Annotated in this window: 17 protein-coding genes, 3 pseudogenes and 1 riboswitch; of the genes and pseudogenes, 11 read left to right on the top strand and 9 right to left on the bottom strand. The window is 67.3% G+C overall.

What is annotated here, in order from left to right; translation table 11 throughout:
- A partial coding sequence (locus Q8W67_RS25695; protein WP_305548973.1) for a methyl-accepting chemotaxis protein occupies positions 1-948 on the top strand: 948 nt, incomplete at its 5' end.
- 6 nt (positions 949-954) lie between these two features.
- Here Q8W67_RS25695 and Q8W67_RS25690 read toward each other — a convergent pair.
- From Q8W67_RS25690 to Q8W67_RS25660, 7 genes are all read right to left on the bottom strand, one after another.
- Positions 955-1,731 carry a TetR/AcrR family transcriptional regulator gene (locus Q8W67_RS25690; RefSeq protein ID WP_305550829.1) on the bottom strand — a complete coding sequence of 259 codons (777 nt, stop codon included), beginning with the start codon at positions 1,729-1,731 and terminating at the stop codon, positions 955-957.
- A 93-nt stretch (positions 1,732-1,824) separates the two neighbouring features.
- A complete protein-coding gene (gene proC, locus Q8W67_RS25685; RefSeq protein ID WP_305550831.1) occupies positions 1,825-2,628 on the bottom strand; it encodes a pyrroline-5-carboxylate reductase in 804 nt (267 codons plus the stop codon).
- Positions 2,629-2,660: 32 nt separating this feature from the next.
- On the bottom strand, positions 2,661-3,170 hold the full coding sequence (locus Q8W67_RS25680) for a YbjN domain-containing protein (RefSeq protein ID WP_305550827.1): 510 nt from the start codon (positions 3,168-3,170) through the stop codon (positions 2,661-2,663).
- Between the two features lie 292 nt (positions 3,171-3,462).
- Positions 3,463-3,747: an accessory factor UbiK family protein gene (locus Q8W67_RS25675; RefSeq protein ID WP_305550825.1), complete on the bottom strand. Its 285-nt coding sequence runs from the start codon at positions 3,745-3,747 to the stop codon at positions 3,463-3,465.
- 157 nt (positions 3,748-3,904) lie between these two features.
- Positions 3,905-4,141 carry a hypothetical protein gene (locus Q8W67_RS25670; protein ID WP_305550823.1) on the bottom strand — a complete coding sequence of 79 codons (237 nt, stop codon included), beginning with the start codon at positions 4,139-4,141 and terminating at the stop codon, positions 3,905-3,907.
- Positions 4,142-4,274: 133 nt separating this feature from the next.
- Complete coding sequence (locus tag Q8W67_RS25665) at positions 4,275-4,991, bottom strand: PhoH family protein (RefSeq protein ID WP_305550821.1); 717 nt, start codon at positions 4,989-4,991, stop codon at positions 4,275-4,277.
- A 418-nt stretch (positions 4,992-5,409) separates the two neighbouring features.
- Entirely contained in the window at positions 5,410-7,776 is a 2,367-nt protein-coding gene (locus Q8W67_RS25660) for an ATP-dependent helicase (protein WP_305550819.1), read from the bottom strand.
- A 378-nt stretch (positions 7,777-8,154) separates the two neighbouring features.
- On the opposite strand from Q8W67_RS25660, the pseudogene Q8W67_RS25655 reads away from it, so the two are divergent.
- From Q8W67_RS25655 to Q8W67_RS25625, 6 genes and pseudogenes are all read left to right on the top strand, one after another.
- Positions 8,155-8,567: pseudogene (locus Q8W67_RS25655) on the top strand (integrase core domain-containing protein); the annotation flags it as partial.
- A 949-nt stretch (positions 8,568-9,516) separates the two neighbouring features.
- Positions 9,517-9,589: riboswitch (Fluoride riboswitch) on the top strand.
- A gap of 23 nt (positions 9,590-9,612) precedes the next feature.
- On the top strand, positions 9,613-11,046 hold the full coding sequence (locus tag Q8W67_RS25650; RefSeq protein ID WP_305550817.1) for a voltage-gated chloride channel family protein: 1,434 nt from the start codon (positions 9,613-9,615) through the stop codon (positions 11,044-11,046).
- Entirely contained in the window at positions 11,025-11,447 is a 423-nt protein-coding gene (locus Q8W67_RS25645; protein ID WP_305550815.1) for a DUF190 domain-containing protein, read from the top strand. Before Q8W67_RS25650 ends, Q8W67_RS25645 begins: the two co-directional genes overlap by 22 nt.
- Before the next feature lie 67 nt (positions 11,448-11,514).
- Positions 11,515-11,724: pseudogene (locus Q8W67_RS25640) on the top strand (EamA family transporter); the annotation flags it as partial.
- A 1,110-nt stretch (positions 11,725-12,834) separates the two neighbouring features.
- Positions 12,835-13,947, top strand: a complete 1,113-nt coding sequence (locus tag Q8W67_RS25630; protein WP_305550813.1) for an MBL fold metallo-hydrolase — start codon at positions 12,835-12,837, stop codon at positions 13,945-13,947.
- Between the two features lie 78 nt (positions 13,948-14,025).
- Positions 14,026-14,505 (top strand): cache domain-containing protein, encoded by a 480-nt coding sequence (locus tag Q8W67_RS25625; protein ID WP_305550811.1) that lies wholly within the window; start codon positions 14,026-14,028, stop codon positions 14,503-14,505.
- A 532-nt stretch (positions 14,506-15,037) separates the two neighbouring features.
- On the opposite strand, the pseudogene Q8W67_RS25620 reads toward Q8W67_RS25625, so the two are convergent.
- A pseudogene (locus tag Q8W67_RS25620) lies at positions 15,038-15,576 on the bottom strand (IS3 family transposase); the annotation flags it as partial.
- Between the two features lie 188 nt (positions 15,577-15,764).
- Here Q8W67_RS25620 and Q8W67_RS25615 point away from each other — a divergent pair.
- The 4 genes from Q8W67_RS25615 (at position 15,765) to Q8W67_RS25600 (ending at position 19,561) form a co-directional block, all read left to right on the top strand.
- A complete protein-coding gene (locus Q8W67_RS25615; RefSeq protein ID WP_305550808.1) occupies positions 15,765-16,259 on the top strand; it encodes a MarR family winged helix-turn-helix transcriptional regulator in 495 nt (164 codons plus the stop codon).
- The gene (locus Q8W67_RS25610) at positions 16,256-18,295 is read left to right on the top strand and encodes an FUSC family protein (RefSeq protein ID WP_305550806.1); all 2,040 of its coding nucleotides are present in this window, start codon (positions 16,256-16,258) and stop codon (positions 18,293-18,295) included. Before Q8W67_RS25615 ends, Q8W67_RS25610 begins: the two co-directional genes overlap by 4 nt.
- Positions 18,292-18,501, top strand: coding sequence for a DUF1656 domain-containing protein (locus Q8W67_RS25605; protein WP_305550804.1), 210 nt, complete (start codon positions 18,292-18,294; stop codon positions 18,499-18,501). Before Q8W67_RS25610 ends, Q8W67_RS25605 begins: the two co-directional genes overlap by 4 nt.
- Before the next feature lie 112 nt (positions 18,502-18,613).
- On the top strand, positions 18,614-19,561 hold the full coding sequence (locus Q8W67_RS25600; RefSeq protein ID WP_305550802.1) for an HlyD family secretion protein: 948 nt from the start codon (positions 18,614-18,616) through the stop codon (positions 19,559-19,561).
- 227 nt (positions 19,562-19,788) lie between these two features.
- Here Q8W67_RS25600 and Q8W67_RS25595 read toward each other — a convergent pair.
- Positions 19,789-20,616, bottom strand: an 828-nt coding sequence (locus Q8W67_RS25595; protein WP_305550800.1) for a porin, incomplete at its 5' end; no start/stop codon positions are given.

The following is a 20,616-nucleotide window of genomic DNA, read 5'->3' as shown; positions in this document are numbered from 1 at the left end:
GGCGCGATGGCCAAGGCGGTGGACGTGTTCCGGCAGAACGCCATCGCCCGCGCCGATCTGGAGGCCGCGCAGGCCGCCGAGCACGCTGCCCGCGAGCGTCGGGCCGACCGGGTCGACCGGCTGGTCCGGGCGTTCCAGCAGACCGTGGCCGCGTCGCTGGAGGTCGTCACCGCGGCCGCCACCGAGCTCGACGCGACCGCGCGCTCGATGACCCGGGTCGCCGACGACACCAACAGCCAGGCGGTGGCCTCCAGCGCGGCCGCCGAGCAGACCTCGGCCAACGTCCAGACCGTGGCGTCGGCCGCCGAGGAGATGGTGTCCTCGCTGCAGGAGATCGAGCGGCAGGTGATCCGCTCCAACGAGGTCGCCAGCCATGCCGCCCACGAGGCGCAGACGAGCAGCGCCGCGATGGCGAGCCTGCGCATGGCCGCCGAGCAGATCGGCGCGGCGGTGACGACGATCTCGGGCATCGCCGGCCAGACCAACCTGCTGGCGCTCAACGCGACCATCGAGGCGGCGCGCGCCGGCGAGGCGGGCCGGGGGTTCGCCGTTGTGGCGGCTGAGGTCAAGGAGCTGGCGGGTCAGACCGCCAAGGCCACCGAGGAGATCGGCGGCCAGATCGCCGCGATCCAGGCGGCGACCGGCCAGGCGGCCGACGCGATCGAGCAGATCGGGCGCACGATCGGGATTGTGAACGAGATCAGCGGCTCGATCGCCTCGACGGTGGTGGAGCAGACGGCGGCCACGAGCGAGATCTCGCGCAACGCCGGCCAGGCCGCGCGCGGGACCCAGGACGTGTCGGCCAACGTGGCCCGCGTGCTGGCCGCCTCGGGGGAAACCGGCAGCGCCGCCGCGCAGGTGCTGAACGCCGCGGCCGCGCTCGCGACGCAATCCCTGACGGTCAAGCAGGAGGTCGACGGATTCCTGCGCGACATCCAGGCCGCGTGATACGCTCTAAATTGCGGCGGCCGGATCCGTATCCTCGCCGTCGTGTTCGCGTCGGCCGCGCGGTCGCCGGTCCAGGAACGATCGTCCCAACGCCCGCAGCGGCGCCGTGAGCCTCCGGACATCCTCGGCCCGCTCCATGATTCGCTCGCCGTTGCGAATCTCCTTGTCGAGCCGGGCCATGGTCCGTGCCAGCGCCAGGTCGTCGTCGTCGAGCCAGACCTGGGTCACGCGGGCGAAGGCGATCACCACACCCTGGAGCTTAAGCTGTCCGAGCGGCCCCTCGGTGTCGATCCCGGCGGCCGCCAGCATGTACCGGTGCGAGTTCAGCATCACGTTGTTCAGCGCCAGCATCGAGAGCGGCTCGCCGCGCAACGCGTAGGCGATCCGGCGCAGGGCCGGCTTGTAGGGCGTCATCGCGTCGAGGCGACGCATCAGGACGTCGAACAGGCGCTCGCGGGTCGGCTCTTCCTCGAGGCCCGAGGAGTCGCCCTCCAGAACCTTCCGGTCGATGATCCGGGTGAGGCCGCCGAGCACGGCGCCCTTCGAGGGAAACAGATCGCGCAGCTCAGCGAGCGTCAGCCCCGCCTCCCGGGCGATGTCGCTGATCTCGATATCATTCCAGGGCTGTTCCGCAGCGAGCCGCATCAGAGCCTCTACGGCAGCCTCCCGGGGCGACAGCTTCGGCGGGCTCTCGGCCTGCGCGGGGCCCTCCTGCGCCGGTCCTTCCTGGGCCGCGCTCGCAGCTTTGCGGGTGCGCTTCGACGGGGCTTTGTTCTCGGTCATGGGTCGGTCGCCCGCTCCTGTCGGTCGTCGGTCCTCATGTAGGGATGCGGGCGGCGAAGGGCAGGGCTGTCGCGCGGCGATGCCGCACGGATGTCAGCCGGAGAGTTCACCGGCCCGCCGTCGAGCTGCTGCAACGGCCTCGCGCATGAGCGGCGCCAGGCCGTCCGGTCGCATCAGCACGTCGAGGGCCGCCGCCGTGGTGCCGCCCGGAGAGGTGACGTTGCGACGCAACGCGGCCGCTTCGGCCGGGCTCGCATCGAGCAGTGCCCCGGCCCCCGCGACGGTCGCCCGGGCGAGGATCCGCGCGACCTCCGGGTCGAGCCCCGCGGCGATGCCGGCCTCGGCGAGCGTCTCGGCGAGGAGGAAGACATAGGCCGGCCCGGAGCCGGACACGGCCGTCACCACGTCGATCTGAGCCTCGTCGGCGAGCCACGCCACAGTACCGTTGGCCGCGAACAGGGCGTCGGCCGCCGCGCGTTGCGCGGGCGTGACCTCGGGGCTCGCGCACGCGCCCGTGGCACCCCGGCCAATGCTCGCCGGCAGATTGGGCATGGCCCGGACCACGGCCCGCGCCCGGGGCAGCCGGCCGCGCAGATCCGCGATGGTCTTGCCCGCCAGGATCGAGACCAGGAGCGTGTCGCGGCCGACCAGCCTGTCGAGGGCGGCTGCGGCCGAATCGAGGCCCTGCGGCTTGATGCCCAGGACGAGCACGGCGCCGGGCTGGGGATCCGGCGGATTGAGGCGCAGTCCCCGGCGCGCGCACAGATCCGCGATCTCGCGGGAAGGCACCGGATCGATGATCGTGGTGGCGTGCGGGTCGAGGCCCGCGTCGAGCCAGCCCGCCAGCATCGCGCCACCCATCTTGCCGGCCCCGGCGAGAACCAGGGAGGCGGGCATCCGTGCCGCGACCGTTTCAGGATCCGTCGCGGTCACGCCTCGCCTTCGGTCTCGAACAGCACGGCGTCCAGCGCCTCCCGGGCGCTCTTGCCGGCCCAGAGCACGAACTGGAACGCCTGGAAGTAGCGCTCGCAGGCATCCACCGCGGTCTTCATCATGGTGGCGCATTGCGGATGTGTGGGCACCGCCCCGCCGGCCAGCAGGAGCGCGTGGCGGAACATCACCACGCTGTCGCTCGACCAGAGATCGAAATGGCCGATCCAGAGCTGCTCGTTGATCAGTGCGATCAGGCGCAGCACCTCGATCCGCTGCCGCTCCGGGACCTTTAGGTCGAAGGCGCAGGCCACGTGAAGGGCCTCCACGTCCTCGATCCACGTGAAGGCCACGTGGTAATCGGTCCAGCGGCCGGGGCTCGTGATCGACATCTCGTCGGTCTCGGCCCGGTCGAAGATCCAGTCGCGCAGCGACGCCAAACGCTCGACGACGTCGAGCGGATGCTCGTTCCGATCGGGATCGTGGAAGTCGACGTGAAGAAGCGGCATGACGATCCAAAAGGACGGCCCGGAGTCGATCCAGCCCGACGTGACGGTGACGCGAAACCGGAGCGCGAGAACACTCCGAGACTTGTGAACGACCGGCAGAGACGGGCCGGGGGTGAAGCGATCGACTGTCAAAGCTCCGCGGACATCGCCCCGGCAGCCCTCGAATCACCCTATGCCCGACTATAGACCGGCCGTGACTCGCGACACAAAGCGCAGGCCCCGCTCGGTGAACAGGAAACGGAATCGCCGCCGCCGCTTCCTGTGCAAAAGCCGAGAGCGTGGCCGCGGGGACTCAGACGACCTCGCTAAGACCCGCCGCGCCGGCCCCGGCACCGCCGGATTTCGCCTCCAGCGCCGCAACGCGTGCGGCCAGCGCCTCGTTCTGCGCGCGAAGATTGGTAACCAAGTCGCGCAGTACGTCGAGCTCCTCGCGGGACGCGATGTCGAGGTCGCGGACGAGGCGCTCGACCTGCGCCTTCACCACCGTCTCCGCCTCGCGGCGCACGCCCTGCGCGGCCCCGGCCGCGTCGGTCATCAGGCGGGCGAGATCGTCGAACAGTCGGTTGGAGGGGGGCATGGTGGTCTCCCGGATCGGCCGGCTGCCGCTTCGGCCGCCTGACTGCGCGATTCGAGGTGACGAGATAGGAATCCGCGCGGGGCGGAGCAACGTCCAATGTGGCCGGGCGATCCGGCGCGGGGAAGCGGGACCCGTCGGGCCCCGCTCGGCCTCGGGATCACATGTGGCGCAGCATGTGGCGGCGCATCATCCGGCGGTGGATGTGCCGCCGCATCATCCGGCGCTCGACGCGGCGATGCACCATCCGCCGCTCCATCGGCGTCAGTCGGACCTGGGTGACCGCGTCCGGCGCGGCGATCCCGGTCGGCAGGACGGGGGCAGCGGTGGCGGGCTGGACGAGGGCGGCGCCGCCGAGCGAAGCGAGCACCGCGAAGGCGAAGGTCAGTTTCCTCACGAAAGAGACTCAAAGGGTCTGATGGCCGTGTATGGCGCCCGGTTCGTCCTCCCGACCGGGAGGTTCGGAGAGTCGTCTCGTGCCGTAGAGGGCACGGCGGCCCTCGGGAGGGCCGCCGCCAACAACTTCTAGATTAGAGATTCGTTTCCTCGAAGGCCTTCACCCACTCGGCGCAGATGCCGGAGCGCACGATGTCGTCGCGTGTGAACTCAACCACCGGTATCGGCATCATCCGGCTCTTGATCAGGTGCATGACCGTGCGCAGGCCCGAGGTCTCGCGCAAGTCAGTCTGGGAGACGTCGCCGTTGATGATGACCTGACAATCGTCGCCGATCCGGGTCAGGAACATCTTGATCTCGTTGGTGGTAGTGTTCTGCGCCTCGTCGAGGATCACGAGGCAGTTCTTGAAGGTGCGCCCGCGCATCACCTCGAACGGCACGATCTCGATGTCGCCGGTCTTGAGGGCGATCTCGAAGGCGGCTTGGCCCATGCGCTCCTTCATGGCCTCGGTGAGGGGGGCGACCCAGGGGGCGATCTTCTCCTCGAGGGTGCCGGGGAAGAAGCCGAGCGACCGGCCCGAGGGCACGTTCGGTCGGGTGATGACGACCTTGGAGATGCGGCGCTGGCGGAGCTGATCCGCCGCGCGGGTGCCGGCGATGAAGGTCTTGCCGGTGCCGGCCGGTCCCAGGACGATGACTTGCGGGGAGCGCGCGAGGGCGTCGAGATACTCGGCTTGGCGTTCGGTGAGAGGCTGGATCGGGCTTAGGTTTCGCTCTTCGTCGAAGCGTGTGCGGTGGATGCGGGACGTGCGGTCTTCAACCAGTTCAAGTCGTGCGCGGCGTCTCTTCATGGATCAACACTCCAACGGGACTAGCCAACCTGGATCTGAATCTGAACTGCCGTTTACCTACGTGCTCCCGGTTCTACTCTTTCCCGAAACTAATCACGGCGTCATGCCGAAGGTTCCACCCCGCGCCCGTCCGCCTGTGGAGAGCGTCACAACGTTTCGCCCGGGGCCGAATACGCGATGCAACCGTCGCACCAACGCGATTCGCCCTGGACGATTGCCCGGAGGGTGTGACTGAGGGGTGACGGTCGGCGCGGCGGTGCTGAAAAAGCCGCGACCCTGGCGACGATGCATCAGGCAGATGGCGGGGCAGACGGGATGACGCGCCATCCTGCACGACCTCGATCCTCCCCGCCCGCACGGGCGAAGGCCGCCGACCCTGCCGCCCTGAACGTCCGGGCTTGATCGGCGGGACTGAGCGTCATCCGGCCTGGATGAAGCTGTCGAGGACCATCTTCCGGCCGGCTTTATCGAAGTCAACGGTGAGCTTGTTGCCATCGACGCCGGCTACGGTCCCCGGCCCGAACTTGGTGTGGAAGACCCGCTGGCCGTCCTGGAACGCCGAGGGTGCGCCGGTCGATTTGGCGATCAGCTCGCCCTCGATCTGGCGCGGGCCGCCCGAGCGGCCGCCCGGCGCGGTCCCGAAGCCGCGGCCGGTCCGGTTGCCTGCGCCCGCGGCGGTGTTGGCCTGCGCCCGCTGCCAGCCCGGCGTGCCGTAGCTCGATCCGAACGGCGCCGGGTTGCGGTCGAACCGCGAGGCGCCGGCCGAGAAATGGGCGGGCGCCTCGACCACGTCGACGGCCGATTCCGGCAACTCGTCGATGAACCGGGACGGGATGGTCGAGGACCACAGGCCGTGGATGCGCCGGTTCACCGCGAAGGACAGCTTGGCGCGCTTGCGCGCCCGGGTCAGCCCGACATGGGCGAGGCGGCGCTCCTCCTCCAGGCCGGCCCGGCCGCTCTCGTCCAGCGCCCGCTGGTTCGGGAACAGGCCGTCCTCCCAGCCGGGCAGGAACACGGTGTCGAATTCCAGACCCTTGGCGGCGTGCAGGGTCATCAGCGAGACGCGCTCGGCGCCCTCGGCTTCCGAGGCCTCCATCACCAGGGAGACGTGCTCCAGGAAGGCCGCCATGTCGGGGAACTCCTCCATCGAGCGGACGAATTCCTTCAGGTTCTCCAGGCGGCCGGCGGCATCCGCGGACCGGTCCTTCTGCCACATCTCCGTGTAGCCGGATTCCTCCAGGATGGTCTGGGCGACCTCGCTATGCGGCTGCGCCTCCACGAGCCGCGCCCACCGGCCGAAGCTCTCGGTGAGCGCCCGCAGGGTCGCGCGGACCCGGGGCTTGAGCTCGTCGGTCTCGCACAGGCGCTGGGCCGAGATCAGCAGGGGCACGCGGTTGGCGCGGCCGTAGGTGTGGAGCTGCTGCAGGGTGGCGTCGCCCAAGCCCCGCTTGGGCGTGTTGACGATCCGCTCGAAGGCGAGGTCGTCGCTCACGTTCATGGTCACGCGCAGATAGGCCAGGGCGTCGCGGATCTCGGCCCGCTCGTAGAAGCGCGGGCCGCCGATCACCCGGTAGGGCAGCCCGAGCTGGACGAAGCGGTCCTCGATCTCGCGCATCTGCGCCGAGATTCGCACCAGGACGGCGATCTCCGAGAGCGGATGCTGCTTCACCTGCAACGACTCGATCGCCTCGGCGAGCAGCCGCGCCTCCTCCTCGGAATCCCAGGCGCCTGTCACGGTGACGCGCTCGCCCGGCTCGTCCTCGGTGCGCAGCGTCTTGCCGAGCCGGCTCTCGTTCCGGGCGATCAGGCCCGAGGCGGCGGCCAGGATGTGGCCGGTGGAGCGGTAGTTGCGCTCCAGGCGCACGACCACGGCCCCGGGAAAGTCGTGCTCGAAGCGCAGGATGTTGTCGACCTCGGCCCCGCGCCAGCCGTAGATCGACTGGTCGTCGTCACCCACGCAGGCGATGTTTTTTCGCGATTGGGCGAGCAACCGCAGCCACAGGTACTGGGCGACGTTGGTGTCCTGGTACTCGTCGACCAGGATGTAGCGGAACCGGTCTTGGTAGTTGGCCAGCACGTCTGGGTTCTCGCGCCACAGCTTGAGGCAGAGGAGCAGAAGATCGCCGAAATCGACGGCGTTCAGGGTGGCGAGCCGGGCCTGGTAGGCGGTGTAGAGCGTGCCGCCCTTGCCGAACGCGAAGGACGACGCCTCGCCCGGCGGCACCTGCTCGGGGCCGAGGCCGCGATTCTTCCAGCCGTCGATGGCGTGCGACAGGGCGCGCGCCGGCCAGCGCTTCTCGTCGACGTTCTGATCGGCGATCACCTGCTTCATCAGCCGGAGCTGGTCGTCGGTGCCGAGGATCGTGAAGTCGGATTTCAACCCGACCATCTCGGCGTGGCGGCGCAGGATCTTGGTGCCGATCGCGTGGAAGGTGCCGAGCCAGGGCATGCCCTCGCCGGCCGGGCCGATCAGCGCGCCGATCCGGTGCTTCATCTCTCGGGCGGCCTTGTTGGTGAAGGTCACCGCCAGGATGTCGAAGGGGCGCGCCCGGCCGGTGGCGATCAGGTGGGCGATCCGGGTGGTCAGCACCCGGGTCTTGCCGGTGCCGGCCCCGGCCAGCACCAGGACTGGGCCCTCCGTGGTCTCGACGGCGCGGCGCTGCTCGGGGTTGAGCCCCTCGAGGTATGCGGCGGCGTCGCGGCGGAGCGCGCCCATGGCGCGGGCGGCGATGGAAGAGGCGGGAGCGCCGTCCCCGGCGGGCTGCGCGTGCGGGCGGTTCTGCATCCCGCATCCCTGGACCAAATCGCGAACGGCGTCGAGGTGGTTCGGGCAGGATGCGACTGGAGCGTGTGTGGCGGGACGATGAGCCTCGCCTGTCCGCGACCCCTTCGCGGCGCGACGGGTGCTGGGGTTCGGACTTGGTTAGCTCGACCGTTCGAAGGGCAGCTTGCGACCCTACCCGGCCGTTGGGCTGGTTATCGCGAAATCCTGTGAGTGGGCGCTACCGCTCCGATAAGGGTGGGACCCTGTTGGCGAAGTGGGCATGGTCGGACTGTCGGACGTTGAGATGGCTTCCCAGCCCGGAGGCCGCCCATGTCGCTCCCTTCGCAACCGCTGCCGCCTGTGCCCAAGGATACCGCCCGGATCGCGCGGGCCGCATTCCGGCGCAGCAACAGCGTGGGCGTGATCGAGGCGCTGGCGGACACGATATGCCAGCACGGCATCCCGAAGAACATTCGCTGCGACAATGGCCCCGAACCGAAGGACCGCGCAGCGAGATGATCTCCAAAGCGCTGCGCAAGTGGATCGCCAAAGCCGGCTCGCAGATCAAGTACACCGCTCCAGGATCGCCATGGGAGAACGGGTACTGTGACAGATTCAATGGCAAGCTGCGGGACGATTGACTGAAGCAGGAGATCTTCTACGCGCTGAAGGAGGCACAGATCGTGGTCGGTATCTGGCAGAACATCTACAACCGTGTCCGGCCGCACTCGTCGCTGGGCTATCGGCCACCCGCGCCCGTCAGCTTCCCGGATCTGGCCTTCCGGCTACCCATGGCCGCTACCATGCAGTAGCCTCACAACTGGCCCGGTCCAAAATCCCGGTCAGGTCAAATGCAGGCAGCATCACGGCGGCGTAAGCGGCCACCGAGGCTGCAACAGCCATCTTTGTCATTCGCGTTCCTCCGTCCTGACGCATGGGTGCCGGTGCCGGCCTGGCTATACGTCATCTCACGCTTCTTTTGCCGGTCTCCGGGTCTGCGCCGCCTTACAGCACAGGCCGGTATCGGGCGACGCATGTCTAACTCAGTCTATGGGTAGTACAATAAGATTTCTCTAAGTGCGACATTTTTCGGTATAAATTTGTACATTCTGAGCGATAGACGCAGCCAAGCCTCCCGAAAAACCGCATGGCTTTAAAAATAAAATGAAACAGAATTTTAAAAGATCAAATTTCCTGAACCATTTTATGGGATGTCGATCATTGTCGTCGACTCATGATACCATAAAATTACTAGGATCTTTTTTGCGAAATATGACTGTAGCTGGAAAACGTCTTAAGTTACCGATCCGGAATTTGGCCGGATGCGGCGGCGTCTTCGGACCCCACCGTTTTTATTTGAAAAGTACGCAAAAAGCGCGCGCAGATCATACGCACGCCTTGGTGGGCTTAGAGCGGTAATGGGTGGGATTTCATCAGCACGCAGCTCACGCAGGATCCCCGCGAAGGGATCGGGTTACGGACGTGCGCATGCCGGGAGTGGGAAAAGCATAGCCCTACCCGCGCCCGGAAGCGCTCGGTAGGAGCTATCGTCCCGGCAGTCGGTGCCGGGCAGCTGTCGGGGAGCTCCATCCCCATCCCACGTTTGAGAGCGTGGCCTGACCCGCGCCAGACGTCAATTCGCTGAGCTTTGGCTACCCGGCCTGCTCGCAGCGTCCAGAGGACGGGCCGATAATGTGCAGCGCAGTATGGCCCGGTCGCCCTCCTGAAGATGCTTGACGGGAATCGAGGGCCTGCCTTAAGCTATTCCTTGGCAATGGAATCTGCCTGGCCTTTGAGGCCGAACCGCCTTCGGGCTAATGACTCCTACCTTTTGCGGCGTCGCAACAAGGAGGAGTCATGCGCGCAACGTTCCAGAATCTTTTCTCGACACTCAACGTTGCCGCCTTCGTGCGCACACGGCATGCCCATGCCGTCTCGGTTATCCGCTGGATCCTTGTCCTGGTCCCCATGGCCGCGGCGGTCGGCACGTTGTGCGCCGCGTTCCTGTGGAGCCTCGATGTCGCGACCCAAGCGCGGTTCACCTATCCTTGGCTGTTGTTCCTGCTGCCGGCCGGCGGCTTCGCCGTAGGGCTGCTCTATCACTGGTTCGGCCAGTCCGTCGAAGGCGGCAACAACCTCATTGTCGAGCAGATCCATGAGCCCGGGGGCGGCGTGCCCCTGCGCATGGCCCCCCTCATCTTGCTGGGCACGGTCATCACTCACCTGTTCGGCGGGTCTGCGGGCCGCGAAGGCACGGCCGTGCAGCTCGGCGGCAGCTTGGCAAGCGCGGTTGGAAAGATCTTCCGTCTCGATCCGCCGAGTGTGCGGATCATGCTGATGGCCGGGATCGCGGCCGGGTTCGGAGCGGTGTTCGGCACGCCGCTGGCTGGCGCCGTCTTCGCGATGGAGGTGCTGGCGGTCGGCCGGGTCGAGTACTCCGCCCTGGTGCCCTGTCTGGTGGCGGCCCTCGTCGGCGACTGGGTCTGCCAGCTCTGGGGCATCCACCACAGCGTTTACCGCATCGACTATCTGGCCGGGTCAGCCGGGACGCACATGATCGAGCCGCTGCTGCTGGCCAAGGTGGCTGTTGCCGGCGTCGCCTACGGTCTTGCGGGGCTGCTGTTCGCCGAGGCCAACCACATACTGGGCGGCTGGTGCAAGCGTATGATTTCCTTCGGTCCGCTCCGGCCCGTGGCGGGCGGCCTTGCTGTCATCGCCCTGGTCTATCTGTGCGGCACACGCGACTATCTCGGCCTCGGCGTGTGGTCGGCCGACCCGCACGGCCTGACGATCGCCAGCTTCTTCGGACCCAACGTGTATCCGTGGAGCTGGGCGCTCAAAATCCTCTTCACCGTCGTCACGCTCTCTGCCGGGTTCAAGGGGGGCGAGGTCACGCCGCTGTTCTTCATCGGTGCGGCTCTCGGCAACGCGCTTGCCGGCGCGCTCGGGGCTCCCGTCGATCTGATGGCCGGGCTCGGTTTCGTCGCCGTATTCGCCGGGGCCGCGAATACGCCGCTGGCCTGCACCCTCCTGGGGATCGAGCTGTTTGGCGCCACCCATGGCGTCTACATCGCTGTGGCCTGTTTTGTCGCCTACATCTGCTCCGGCCACAGCGGCATCTACCTGTCACAGCGCATTGCCGTGCCGAAGATCGCGGCGAGCGGCGTCCAGCTTCACGGAGCCACGTTGCGGCATGTCCGGACCATCCGGGCTGTGCGCCCGGCGCCGTCCACCGTCGTCTCACCCCCTCAAAACGAAAAGAAGGAGCCATGCCCCATACCCACCAGGTAACGCCGGCCGAAATCGGCATGCTCCGCATCTACCTGTGGCGCGGCGACAAGAGCGAACCCAGGACTGCGCGCTCTCTGTGGGGCGCCAAGCCGCTTTACCGGGAGCTGGTCCAGTTGGCCAAGGCGGACGGGCTGATGAACGCGACTGCCCATCCCACACAGTACGGCTACAGCAATCACGGCCCCGTGCGCGAAGACGGGTCGGAGACGATAGACCCGCAGCTGACGGTCTGTGTCGAGGTGATCGGCCATCGCGAACAGCTCGAACAGTTCTGCCGCCGTCATGGCGACCTGCTCGGTGGAAAGGTCATCGTCTACAAGAACCTGGAGCACTGGAGCATCACCCCAGCGGGCCTCGCGCACGAGGATGCGTCCCCGCAGGAACTGGCGGTCACCCCGTAACCCCCCCGGGCCAGAGTTCCGGCTGCGAACGCCGGACTGCCCATCACCGGGACGCGAGGGGGCGCCGATGGTAGGCCTGCTTGCGACCTGGCAGCTCTGGGCGCTGCTCTCGGCGGGGTTTTCGGCCCTGACAGCGATCTTCGCCAAGATCGGGGTCGGGAACATCAACTCGGACTTCGCCACCTTCATCCGGACCGTCGTGATCCTCCTCGTCCTGGGCGGGATCCTGACGGGCACCGGACAGTGGCAGGCTCCCGGATCGGTGCCCCGCCGGACGACGATCCGATGGTAGCGCCCGCCTACAGCGAGCAGCGCTCCGCCCTGGCCAAGGCGATCGGCCTCGGCCAGGCCGGTATGCTGGCTCAGAAGGCCAAGCCCGCACAGAGGCGCCGCCCTTGAGGCGCTATCGGGCTCAGGCACTCCCTGCCAGGACAGCCAGGCGCAGGAAATAGAGGCCGTAAGCTGTGACCATGGCGGCGGCGATCCCGTTGAGCACGAAGGACGGCACACGGCGGAACACGCCGGTTCACCGCAATGCAAGGCCCAGTAGGGCAATCACGGCCAAGCCGATGCCGACACCGAGCGTTGCCGTCGCCGCGTCCTGGCGCAGCGACACGCCCAGCCAGACCACAAGGATTTTCAACCCGTCAGCAGAGAAGGCCCAAGGCGGCGACACTGCCCGAGCAAGACAGCAGCGTAAGACGCTCTCTGCGTCTAAGCATGGTCTAGACGCTGATCAGAGACAGCTCGCAGACTTACCATACCCAAACAAGACGTGTTCCCTGTCAGTTACTATGTCAGGTACCTGCCTCCTTCCCCGGCAGCGCAGAGACGTGAACAGCGCGTCACCCGACCCGGCTAATTTTTGTTGGAATACTGTGCCGGCCATTCATACATCGAGAAAACGCATCTGTTCGAGCGTCTGTATCACGCACGCTGCTACATCCGCTTCGACATATCAAAAGTTGAAAACTTATCCAGTCGCTTTCCGCCAGATCCGGGGATGCTTCCGTGCCTACCTGCACGACTGAGTTGGGTGGGAAGCAGAAGCTAAGGCGGCATGTCTCGGATGTCTGGTCTTCCACCGAATGCGGACCTTCGCCGATTGGACATTATGGAATTTAATCCTGCTAATGTGAATATGATCCTGCAGCTACCCCTCTGGCTTGCCGACCATCGAACTGCATGCGATGGTGATAATCTCGGACGCCCGATAGGACGATGACGCACAATCGTCTCATCCCGCGCCCCTGCTTTCGGTCAGAAGCTCGACCAGTGGCGGGAGGTTGCTATGGCTGTCTCAGTCGATCCAGCATCGTCACCTCAAAATCATTCTCGTAGGGGCTTGCGCTCGCGCATCACTTGCGATGATCCGGCCCGACGCGACGTGCTCTGCGGTGGTGGGGCCACAGCCCTGGGCCTGATTCTGGCGAGCCTCTTGGTCGATGCACGCCCCGCGGTGGCCGAGACCATGACCGGGCCAGTGCCGGAACTCGACTCGGTCGCGGTGCACATCGTCACCGACAGCTATCAGATCGCGGTAGCTCCGAGCCGCAAGGTCGAGGGGCTCGCTGTCGAGCACTTCGGCTGGGGCATTGCTCCCGATCATCCCCCCGGCCCAACGCTCGCCAGCGAGTTCGGCCTCTCGATGCACGTGACCTCGCGGCGCGGCGAGGACACGCGCCGGACCCTGGTGGATTTCGGCTTCACGCCGGAGGCCCTCAACAACAACCTGAAGCTCCTCGGGGTACAGCCCTCTGAGATCGACGCCCTAGTACTGAGCCACGGGCATTACGACCATTTCGGTGGCCTCGCTGGCTTCCTCGGCCAGAACCAGGGACAACTCAAGCCAGGGCTTCCGTTCCATGTCGGTGGCGAGGACTGCTTCTGCGCTCGCGAGTGGACCGCGCCTCCGGTGAAGGGTGATTTCGGCGTCATCGACCGCCAAGCCCTCAAAGCCGCGAACCTCACCGTCACCTCGACGGAGCGCCCGGCGCTCGTGGCAGGCCACGGCTTCACCTCGGGTCAGATCGATCAGAGCAGTTTCGAGAAACTCCTGTCGCCCAGTGCGATGAAGCTTGGGGTCATGCACGCCTCGGGCTGCTACCCTGATCGCCTGTCGCAGGCCGACCGAGGCCAGGGTCCGATCCCGGATCAGTTCAGGCACGAGATCGCCACCGCCTTCAACCTGAAGGGGCGCGGCCTCGTCGTCCTGACCTCATGCAGCCACCGAGGCGTGGTCAACGCGATTCGGCAGGCGCAGGCCGTGTCCGGCATCCAGAAGGTTCACGCGGTGATCGGCGGCTTCCACCTTGCGCCTTACCAACCTGATTACGTCCGGCAGACGATCACGGCCCTGAAGGAGATTGAGCCTGACTTTGTGGTCCCGCTCCACTGCACGGGCGAAGCCTTCTACGAGATGGCCAAAGCCGAAATGCCGAACAAGCTGGTGCGCGCCTACACTGGCACGCGCCTCGTCTTCAGCGGGTCCGCCACCTGACGCGGGACCGGCCAGAGCCACACGGGGACAGAACTCACATCGTCGCCACATCGAGGTGGCGCCGGGAGGGGCGGCCACATGTTCAAGAAGCTGCTGACATGGCCGGTATTGCTGGTCCTGACCGCCACGTTTCCTGCTCTCGGGCATAGGAGGCCCCCAGCCTCACACCAAGCGTCCGAGATCGAGACTCTCGTCAACAAAGCGGCTGAGGTTCTGGACGAACAGGGTAGCAAGGCGTTCGGAGAGTTCAGGAAGAAGGGCGGCCCGTGGCGTTATGCGGATGTCTACCTGTTCGTCATGGATATGCAGGGCATCGTGCTGTTCAACGCTGGCCACCCAAACCGCGAGGGTTGGGATATGCTCAACGAACGCGACGCTGACGGGAAGCGGTTTCACAGGGACTTCGTGGATGTCGTCAGCAAGTTCGGGTCTGGATGGGTCGATTACATGTTCCCCAGGCCCGATCAGGCGATCCCGACCGTGAAGTGGAGCTACGTTTGCGCAACGCGGGTTGATGGTGTCGCGGCGCTCGTGGGCGCTGGCGTCTATGTCGATTAGCGCCGCCTGGGAATCGGACAGAACGGTGACGACACGAGGCCGCCCATCGGCGCTGATGCAACCTCCTCGAAGGTCCGCCATGCTCTCGTAAGCGGTCCCTCGTTGACGACACCCCGGACGACTGCTCAGGGTCGAACACGGCGTGTCCGTTTTCCCGCGCGCCTGCTCCGAAGCAGACTGGCAGCTTTCGGCCAGCTTCCGCCGAAATGACCGGCGTTCCAGCCCTCCGAGTACGGCCCTGATGCCCCAGGGCGTCCAGCCCGCGGTTGCCAGGTTCCAGCTCCTTTCCGCGGAGCCCGACCCATTTCCCCCACCTTGCATCCAGGATGCCGCCGATCTGGGCGAAGCCGTCGCGCCCGAGCGTCACCGATCCCCACCGTACTGATCTCGAACGGCGCTGGGCCGAGGGCTGCCGCAATGCGGCCGCGTTGGCCCTTGAACTCGACCGGCGCGGCGCCCGGATCAAGCCGCGTGTCGTGCTGACGTGGGTGACAGTGCGGCGTCGAGCCGGCGCCGACACGCTCGATCTTGGAACCCCTTGTGCCTGCCGCCCGTGGAAGCCGCCGGGTGCGCGGCGGATCGGCTCCAGCACCTCGAAGCGGGTGGCCCGGCGCGCCGCGCGGATGCCGGCGCGCTCGGCCGAGCAGTGGTCGATGGCCACAAACACCGCGACCCGACCCTCCACCGTCCAGGTCGTGGTCAGGTCGGTGCCCCACTTCGTGTCCACCGTCTGTGGGATGATGGTGCCGTCGTGGTTGCGCGGGCCGCGCGGCGGGCCCACGGGTGAGGGAGCCAGCAGATCATGCGCGCACCTCCAAGCGCGGCACCCCGCGCTTGGAGGTGTTCACGCCCTAGAGGCGCAGCCGCGCCCAGACCTTGCGATGGCCTTCGCCGTGGAAGGGGCTGACGATCAGCGTGGCGCGGATCTCCGTGAGGAGTGCCGCATCCGGCATCGGCCACACCGGGCCGGGGAGGCCGCGACGGCTCAGGCCGGGAGGGAGAGAGATGCCGGCGGACGGTGGCGCACGATGAGCCCCAGATCCGGCATACCCGGGCCAGGCCGTAAGCTTTTGGCCCCTATCATGTTGGACGGTGACAGAGCCGCTGTTCGCAACCGATGAAGTGCTGGTTCGCACACGAACCTGTCGGCCAAACCGCTTCGGAAAGCAGGCCGGCGCATTTGCATTGAAGGCTAATAGATAGTCTGCTATCTGTTTTTCTGACGCCGGGCAGTGGCGGCACCGGGTGCGGAGGATCGCGTGCACGAGGACCTGCTCCAGCTACGCCAAGCCTACACCCACACCCTTCTCCTCGCGGGGCGCCAGTGGCGCCGCCTCGCCGACGAGGCGGCGAAGGTGCATGGGATCTCGGAGGCGAAGGCGCTGCCGCTGGTATTGATCGGGCGCATGGGGGATGAGCCCCGCCAGAATGCTTTGGCGGAGGCGTTGGGCATCGAGGGGCCGTCGCTGGTGCGCCTCCTCGACCAGCTCTCCGCAGCCGGATTGGTCCTGCGCCGGGAGGACGCGACCGACCGACGCGCCAAGGTGCTGACCCTCACGCCGGCCGGACGAGCGGTCGTCTCAAGGATCGAGGGCGACCTCGACCAGTTGCGGGAGACAGTGTTCGCGAAGGTGGGGGCCGCGGACCTCGAAGCTGGCCTACGGGTGTTCCAGGCCGTGCAAGACCATGTCCGCGCGATCCCCGACGCCGCTGTACCCGCTGCCGCGGTCCCAAACGGGGAGGCGGCGGAATGACCCTTCCCGGCTGGCGCGACTGGGCGTTTTCGATCAAGACCTTCGGTGCGGCTATGCTGGCCCTGTACGTCGCGTTCTGGATCGACCTGCCTCGGCCTTATTGGGCGTTGGGCACCGTCTACATCACGAGCCAGGTGCTCGCGGGCGCCACGCGTTCGAAGGCGCTCTACCGGGTGCTGGGCACGCTGCTCGGGGCGGTGGTAACCGTCGCCCTCGTGCCGAACCTCGTGAACGCGCCGGAGCTCCTGACGCTCGCCATCGCGCTCTGGGTGTCCGTCTGCCTCTACTTCTCTCTGCTCGACCGCACCCCGCGCAGCTACCTGATGATGCTCGGCGGCTATACCGCCGCCCTGATCGGGTTTCCGTCCGTCGGCGAACCCGGTGCGATCTTCGACACAGCGGTGGCCAGGGCCGAGGAGATCACGCTCGGCATCCTCTGCGCCAGCCTCGTGAACACGGTCGTGTTGCCCCAGTCGGTGGCGCCCTTGATCGCCGACCGGCTGGAGCTCTGGCTCCGCGACGCGCGCAACTGGGTAGCCGACGTCCTCGGCCGGACGCAGACGTCCAAGGACACGCAAGCCAAGCGTCTCCGGTTGGCCTCGGACGCTGTCGCCTTCGACACCCTGGCGACGCCCCTGCGCTACGACATGACAGGCGCGGAGCGCTCGGCCGAGGCGATGGCGACGCTGCGCCAGCACATGCTGATGTTCCTCCCCATCGCCTCGGCGGTCTCGGATCGGATCGAGGCACTGGAGCGGGAGCGGGCTCTGCCGTCGCGCCTCCGCGCGCTTCTCGACGACATGGCCGCATGGCTCGCCTCCGGGACCACCGATCCGGCCGAGGCGGCGCGGTTGCGGGCCGCCGCCGATGCGGTTAGCCCGACGCTGGACGAAGGCCCCTCGTGGACGGATCTGGTCCTCGCGAGCCTCGTCGCGCGCCTGCACGACTTCATCGATCTGCGCCAGGACGCCCGCCTCCTGCAGCGGCACATCGCGGACGGCACCCCCGTCACCGAGGACCTCGCCTTCCGCTACACGGCACGCGCGCGCACGATCCGCCACCGCGACCACGGCATGGCCTTCCTGTCCGCGGTCGGCGTGTTCCTGTCGGTCGTGCTGACCAACGCGATCTGGATCGCGACCGGATGGCCGGACGGGTCGGCCGCCCCGATGATGGCGGCGGTCGGGTGCTGCTTCTTCGCCGCGCAGGACGATCCGGCGCCGTTCATCGTCAGCTTCGCCAACTCGGCCATCGTCGGCGCCATCGGCGCGGGTGCCTACCTGTTCGCGGTCCTGCCCCGCGCAACCACCTTCGAGATGCTGGCCCTGGCACTGGCGCCGGGTCTCCTGCTTTGCGGGGTCTTCATGTCACAACCGAAAACCGCCCCGATGGCGATGGGCGCAGCGGTCAATGGCTCGGCCATGATCGCCCTCCAGGGCAGCTACACGGGCCAGTTCGCGGCCTTCACCAACTCGTCCATCGCGGTCATCGTCGGGATGTGGCTGGCGGCGGTGGTCACGCGCCTCGTCCGCTCGGTCGGTGCCGACTGGACGGCGCGGCGCATGCGGGCCGTCAACCGTCGCAGTCTGGCTCGGGCCGCTGAGCGGCACGGCGCGCAGAGCGGCCTCGAACTCGCGGCGCTCATGCTCGACCGCGTCGGCCTGATCGCGTCGCGCCTCGCCGCCCTGCCGCCGGACGACGCGGAATGGACGGCCGACCTCCTCGCTGAGGTCCGCGTCGGCATCAACGTGGTCGAGTTGCGCCGCGACCGGCGGCGGCTCTCGGCTCCCGCGAGGGCCGCGGTCGAGCGCCTGCTCGCCGCCCTGGCACGCCATTTCAGGAGCGCGGCCGACGCGCCGTCGCCAGACCTTCTCGACACCATCGACGAGGCATTCGACGCGACCTGCGCCGACGCCCGTCAGGCCCCAGGCCGTGCCGCTCTCATGGCTCTCGTCGGGGTCCGCCGCGGGCTGTTCCCCGACGCGCAGCCCTACCGGTCTTCCCATCCGACGCTGCAACCGGGGCTCGCGGCATGACGGGTGAATTCGACCTCTACGGCGTCTTCGTCCCCAGCCTGGCGGCCTGGATGCTGCTCGCCTTCGCCATCAGCCTTCCGCTGCGGCGGGTGTTGGCCTGGACCGGGCTCTACCGACTGGTCTGGCACCGGCCGCTCTTCGACCTCGCCCTCTACGTCGTCCTGCTGGGCGTCGTCGTGGCCATCGCAGACCCGCTCACCTCGTGACCCCCATGTACGTTCTCCTGCCTCGTCTGCGCCGCCGGGTCTGGAAACCCCCGTCCTTCGCCCTGGCACCGCATATCGTGCTGCTCGACCTCCTGAATTCCGGGCTCATTCCATGACACGGCTTCTCGCCCTCTCGGTCCGGCTCGTCGTCACCCTCGGGATGGCCGCCATCGCCGTCGTCGTCGGCCTGACGCTCTGGGACTATTACATGAACGCCCCCTGGACCCGGGACGGGCGCGTGCGCGCCGACGTGGTCGGGGTGGCGCCCGACGTCTCGGGTCTGGTCACCGAGGTACTCGTCGAGGACAACCAGTCGGTGAAGCGCGGCGACGTGCTGTTCAAGATCGACCCCGAGCGCTTCACGCTGGCGCTGCGCCAGGCCGAGGCGATGGTGGAAGGCAAGAAGGCGAGCGCCGAGCAGGCGGCCGCCGACTACGTCCGCTACTCGAAGCTGAGTGATGCCGCCGTCTCCCAGCAGAAGGTCGAGTTGGCCCGGGCGACAGACCTGGCGGCGAAGGCCGCCTACGATCAGGCGGTGGCCGACCGAGACCTCGCCAAGCTCAACCTCGACCGGTCAGCGGTGAAGGCCTCGGTCAACGGGCGCATCACCAACATGGAGCTTCGCCCGGGCAACTACGTCGAGACCGGCAAGGGCGTGATGGCGCTGGTCGACAGCGACACCCTGCGGGTCGAGGGCTATTTCGAGGAGACCAAGCTGCCACGCATCCACGTCGGAGACAGAGCCAGCATCCGCCTGATGGGAGACGATGGGACCATCACCGGTCATGTCCAGAGCTTCGCGGGCGGCATCGAGGATCGGGAGCGCACGGCCGGAGCCAGCCTGCTCGCGAACGTCAATCCGACCTTCGCCTGGGTGCGGCTGGCCCAGCGCATCCCCGTGCGGATCCAGCTGGATGGTGTCCCCGACCAAACCCGGCTGGTCTCCGGCCGGACCGCGACCGTCGCGGTCGAACCCGGGGGCGAGACGCCGCGCTTCGACCTGTTGGGGTTCCTGCGTGGTGCGCAGGGGGCCCGCGTCGCACAGGGCGACGGCCGTTGAGAACCGATCGCAGATCAGCCCCGCAACATCGAAGATCGCCCTGCCCGGAGATGATCAATGACAAATCCTGCGCCGGCCCCCGCGACCGATGAGCCGGACGTGGTCCGCGCCTGGGGACACGACCAGACAAGAAAAAGCCCGGCCTTTCGGCCGGGCTAGTGGGGTCCCGTTGCACGGGGACATCAAGACCAGGAAGCTTTGGAGAACAAACCGGTCTCGATCTGGAATTAGAAATCGCGCTGGATGCGGAAGCGGGTCTGGAACGTATCGGTCGCCCCGATCAGCTTCACTGGAACACCGTTCACGTTCAGGCCCGACGGGTTCTTGTTGATGTCGTTCGTCAGGCCGTTGTTGAGAGCGGCACGCACGTATGCGCCCTCGACGCCGATATCGAGATCCTTGACAGGCGACCAGATCAGGCTCGCGCCGGCCACCAACAGGTTGTTGTCGCGAAGCGTCGGGCTGTAGAGGAACGCGTTGGCGTTGGCGCCGCTGTTGGTCGGGTTGAAGCCGAAGCCGATCGTGCCGAGTGCCGCGCGGGCGCTCTTGTTGTACGACACCTCACCGTAGCTGCCGTAGAAGGCCGACCGCCACTCAGGGCTCCAGTAGTGGAGGTAGGATGCCACCACCGTGAAGCTCTGCGCCAAGGTGTACTTGCCCGTCGCCGGATTGATGACGGCGTCGTTGTTGTAGGTGATGAACGACGCACCGGGGAACGGGCCGGCAGACTGCGCATCGTAAGGATAGGTGTAGTTGGCCATGCCGGTGTACATGTTGGCGCCTTCACTGTAGGCACCCTGCAGATACAGCCCATCGCCGGGGGCGATGAAGGGCAGGTTGAACTTGCCACCGGCCTGCACGGCCCAGCCATAGGTCGTCGGCGCGCGCCCCGCCGAGGCGATCGTCAGGCCACCGGTGTTGCTCGTGGACACGAAGGACGCGTTGCCGCCGTTGATCTCGTGGCTCGCAGCCGAGAGCTGCAGCGAACCCCAGGCTTGGTCGAGGCGGAGAACGCCCACGACGTCGGGGACACGGTTCTTCTGCGTGACGTCGAC

Origin of the sequence: Methylobacterium sp. NEAU K (assembly GCF_030700285.1) — a bacterium.
GTDB lineage: Bacteria > Pseudomonadota > Alphaproteobacteria > Rhizobiales > Beijerinckiaceae > Methylobacterium.
The sequence above is the reverse complement of the archived record's forward strand: the minus strand, read 5'-3'. Positions and strand labels throughout refer to the sequence as shown.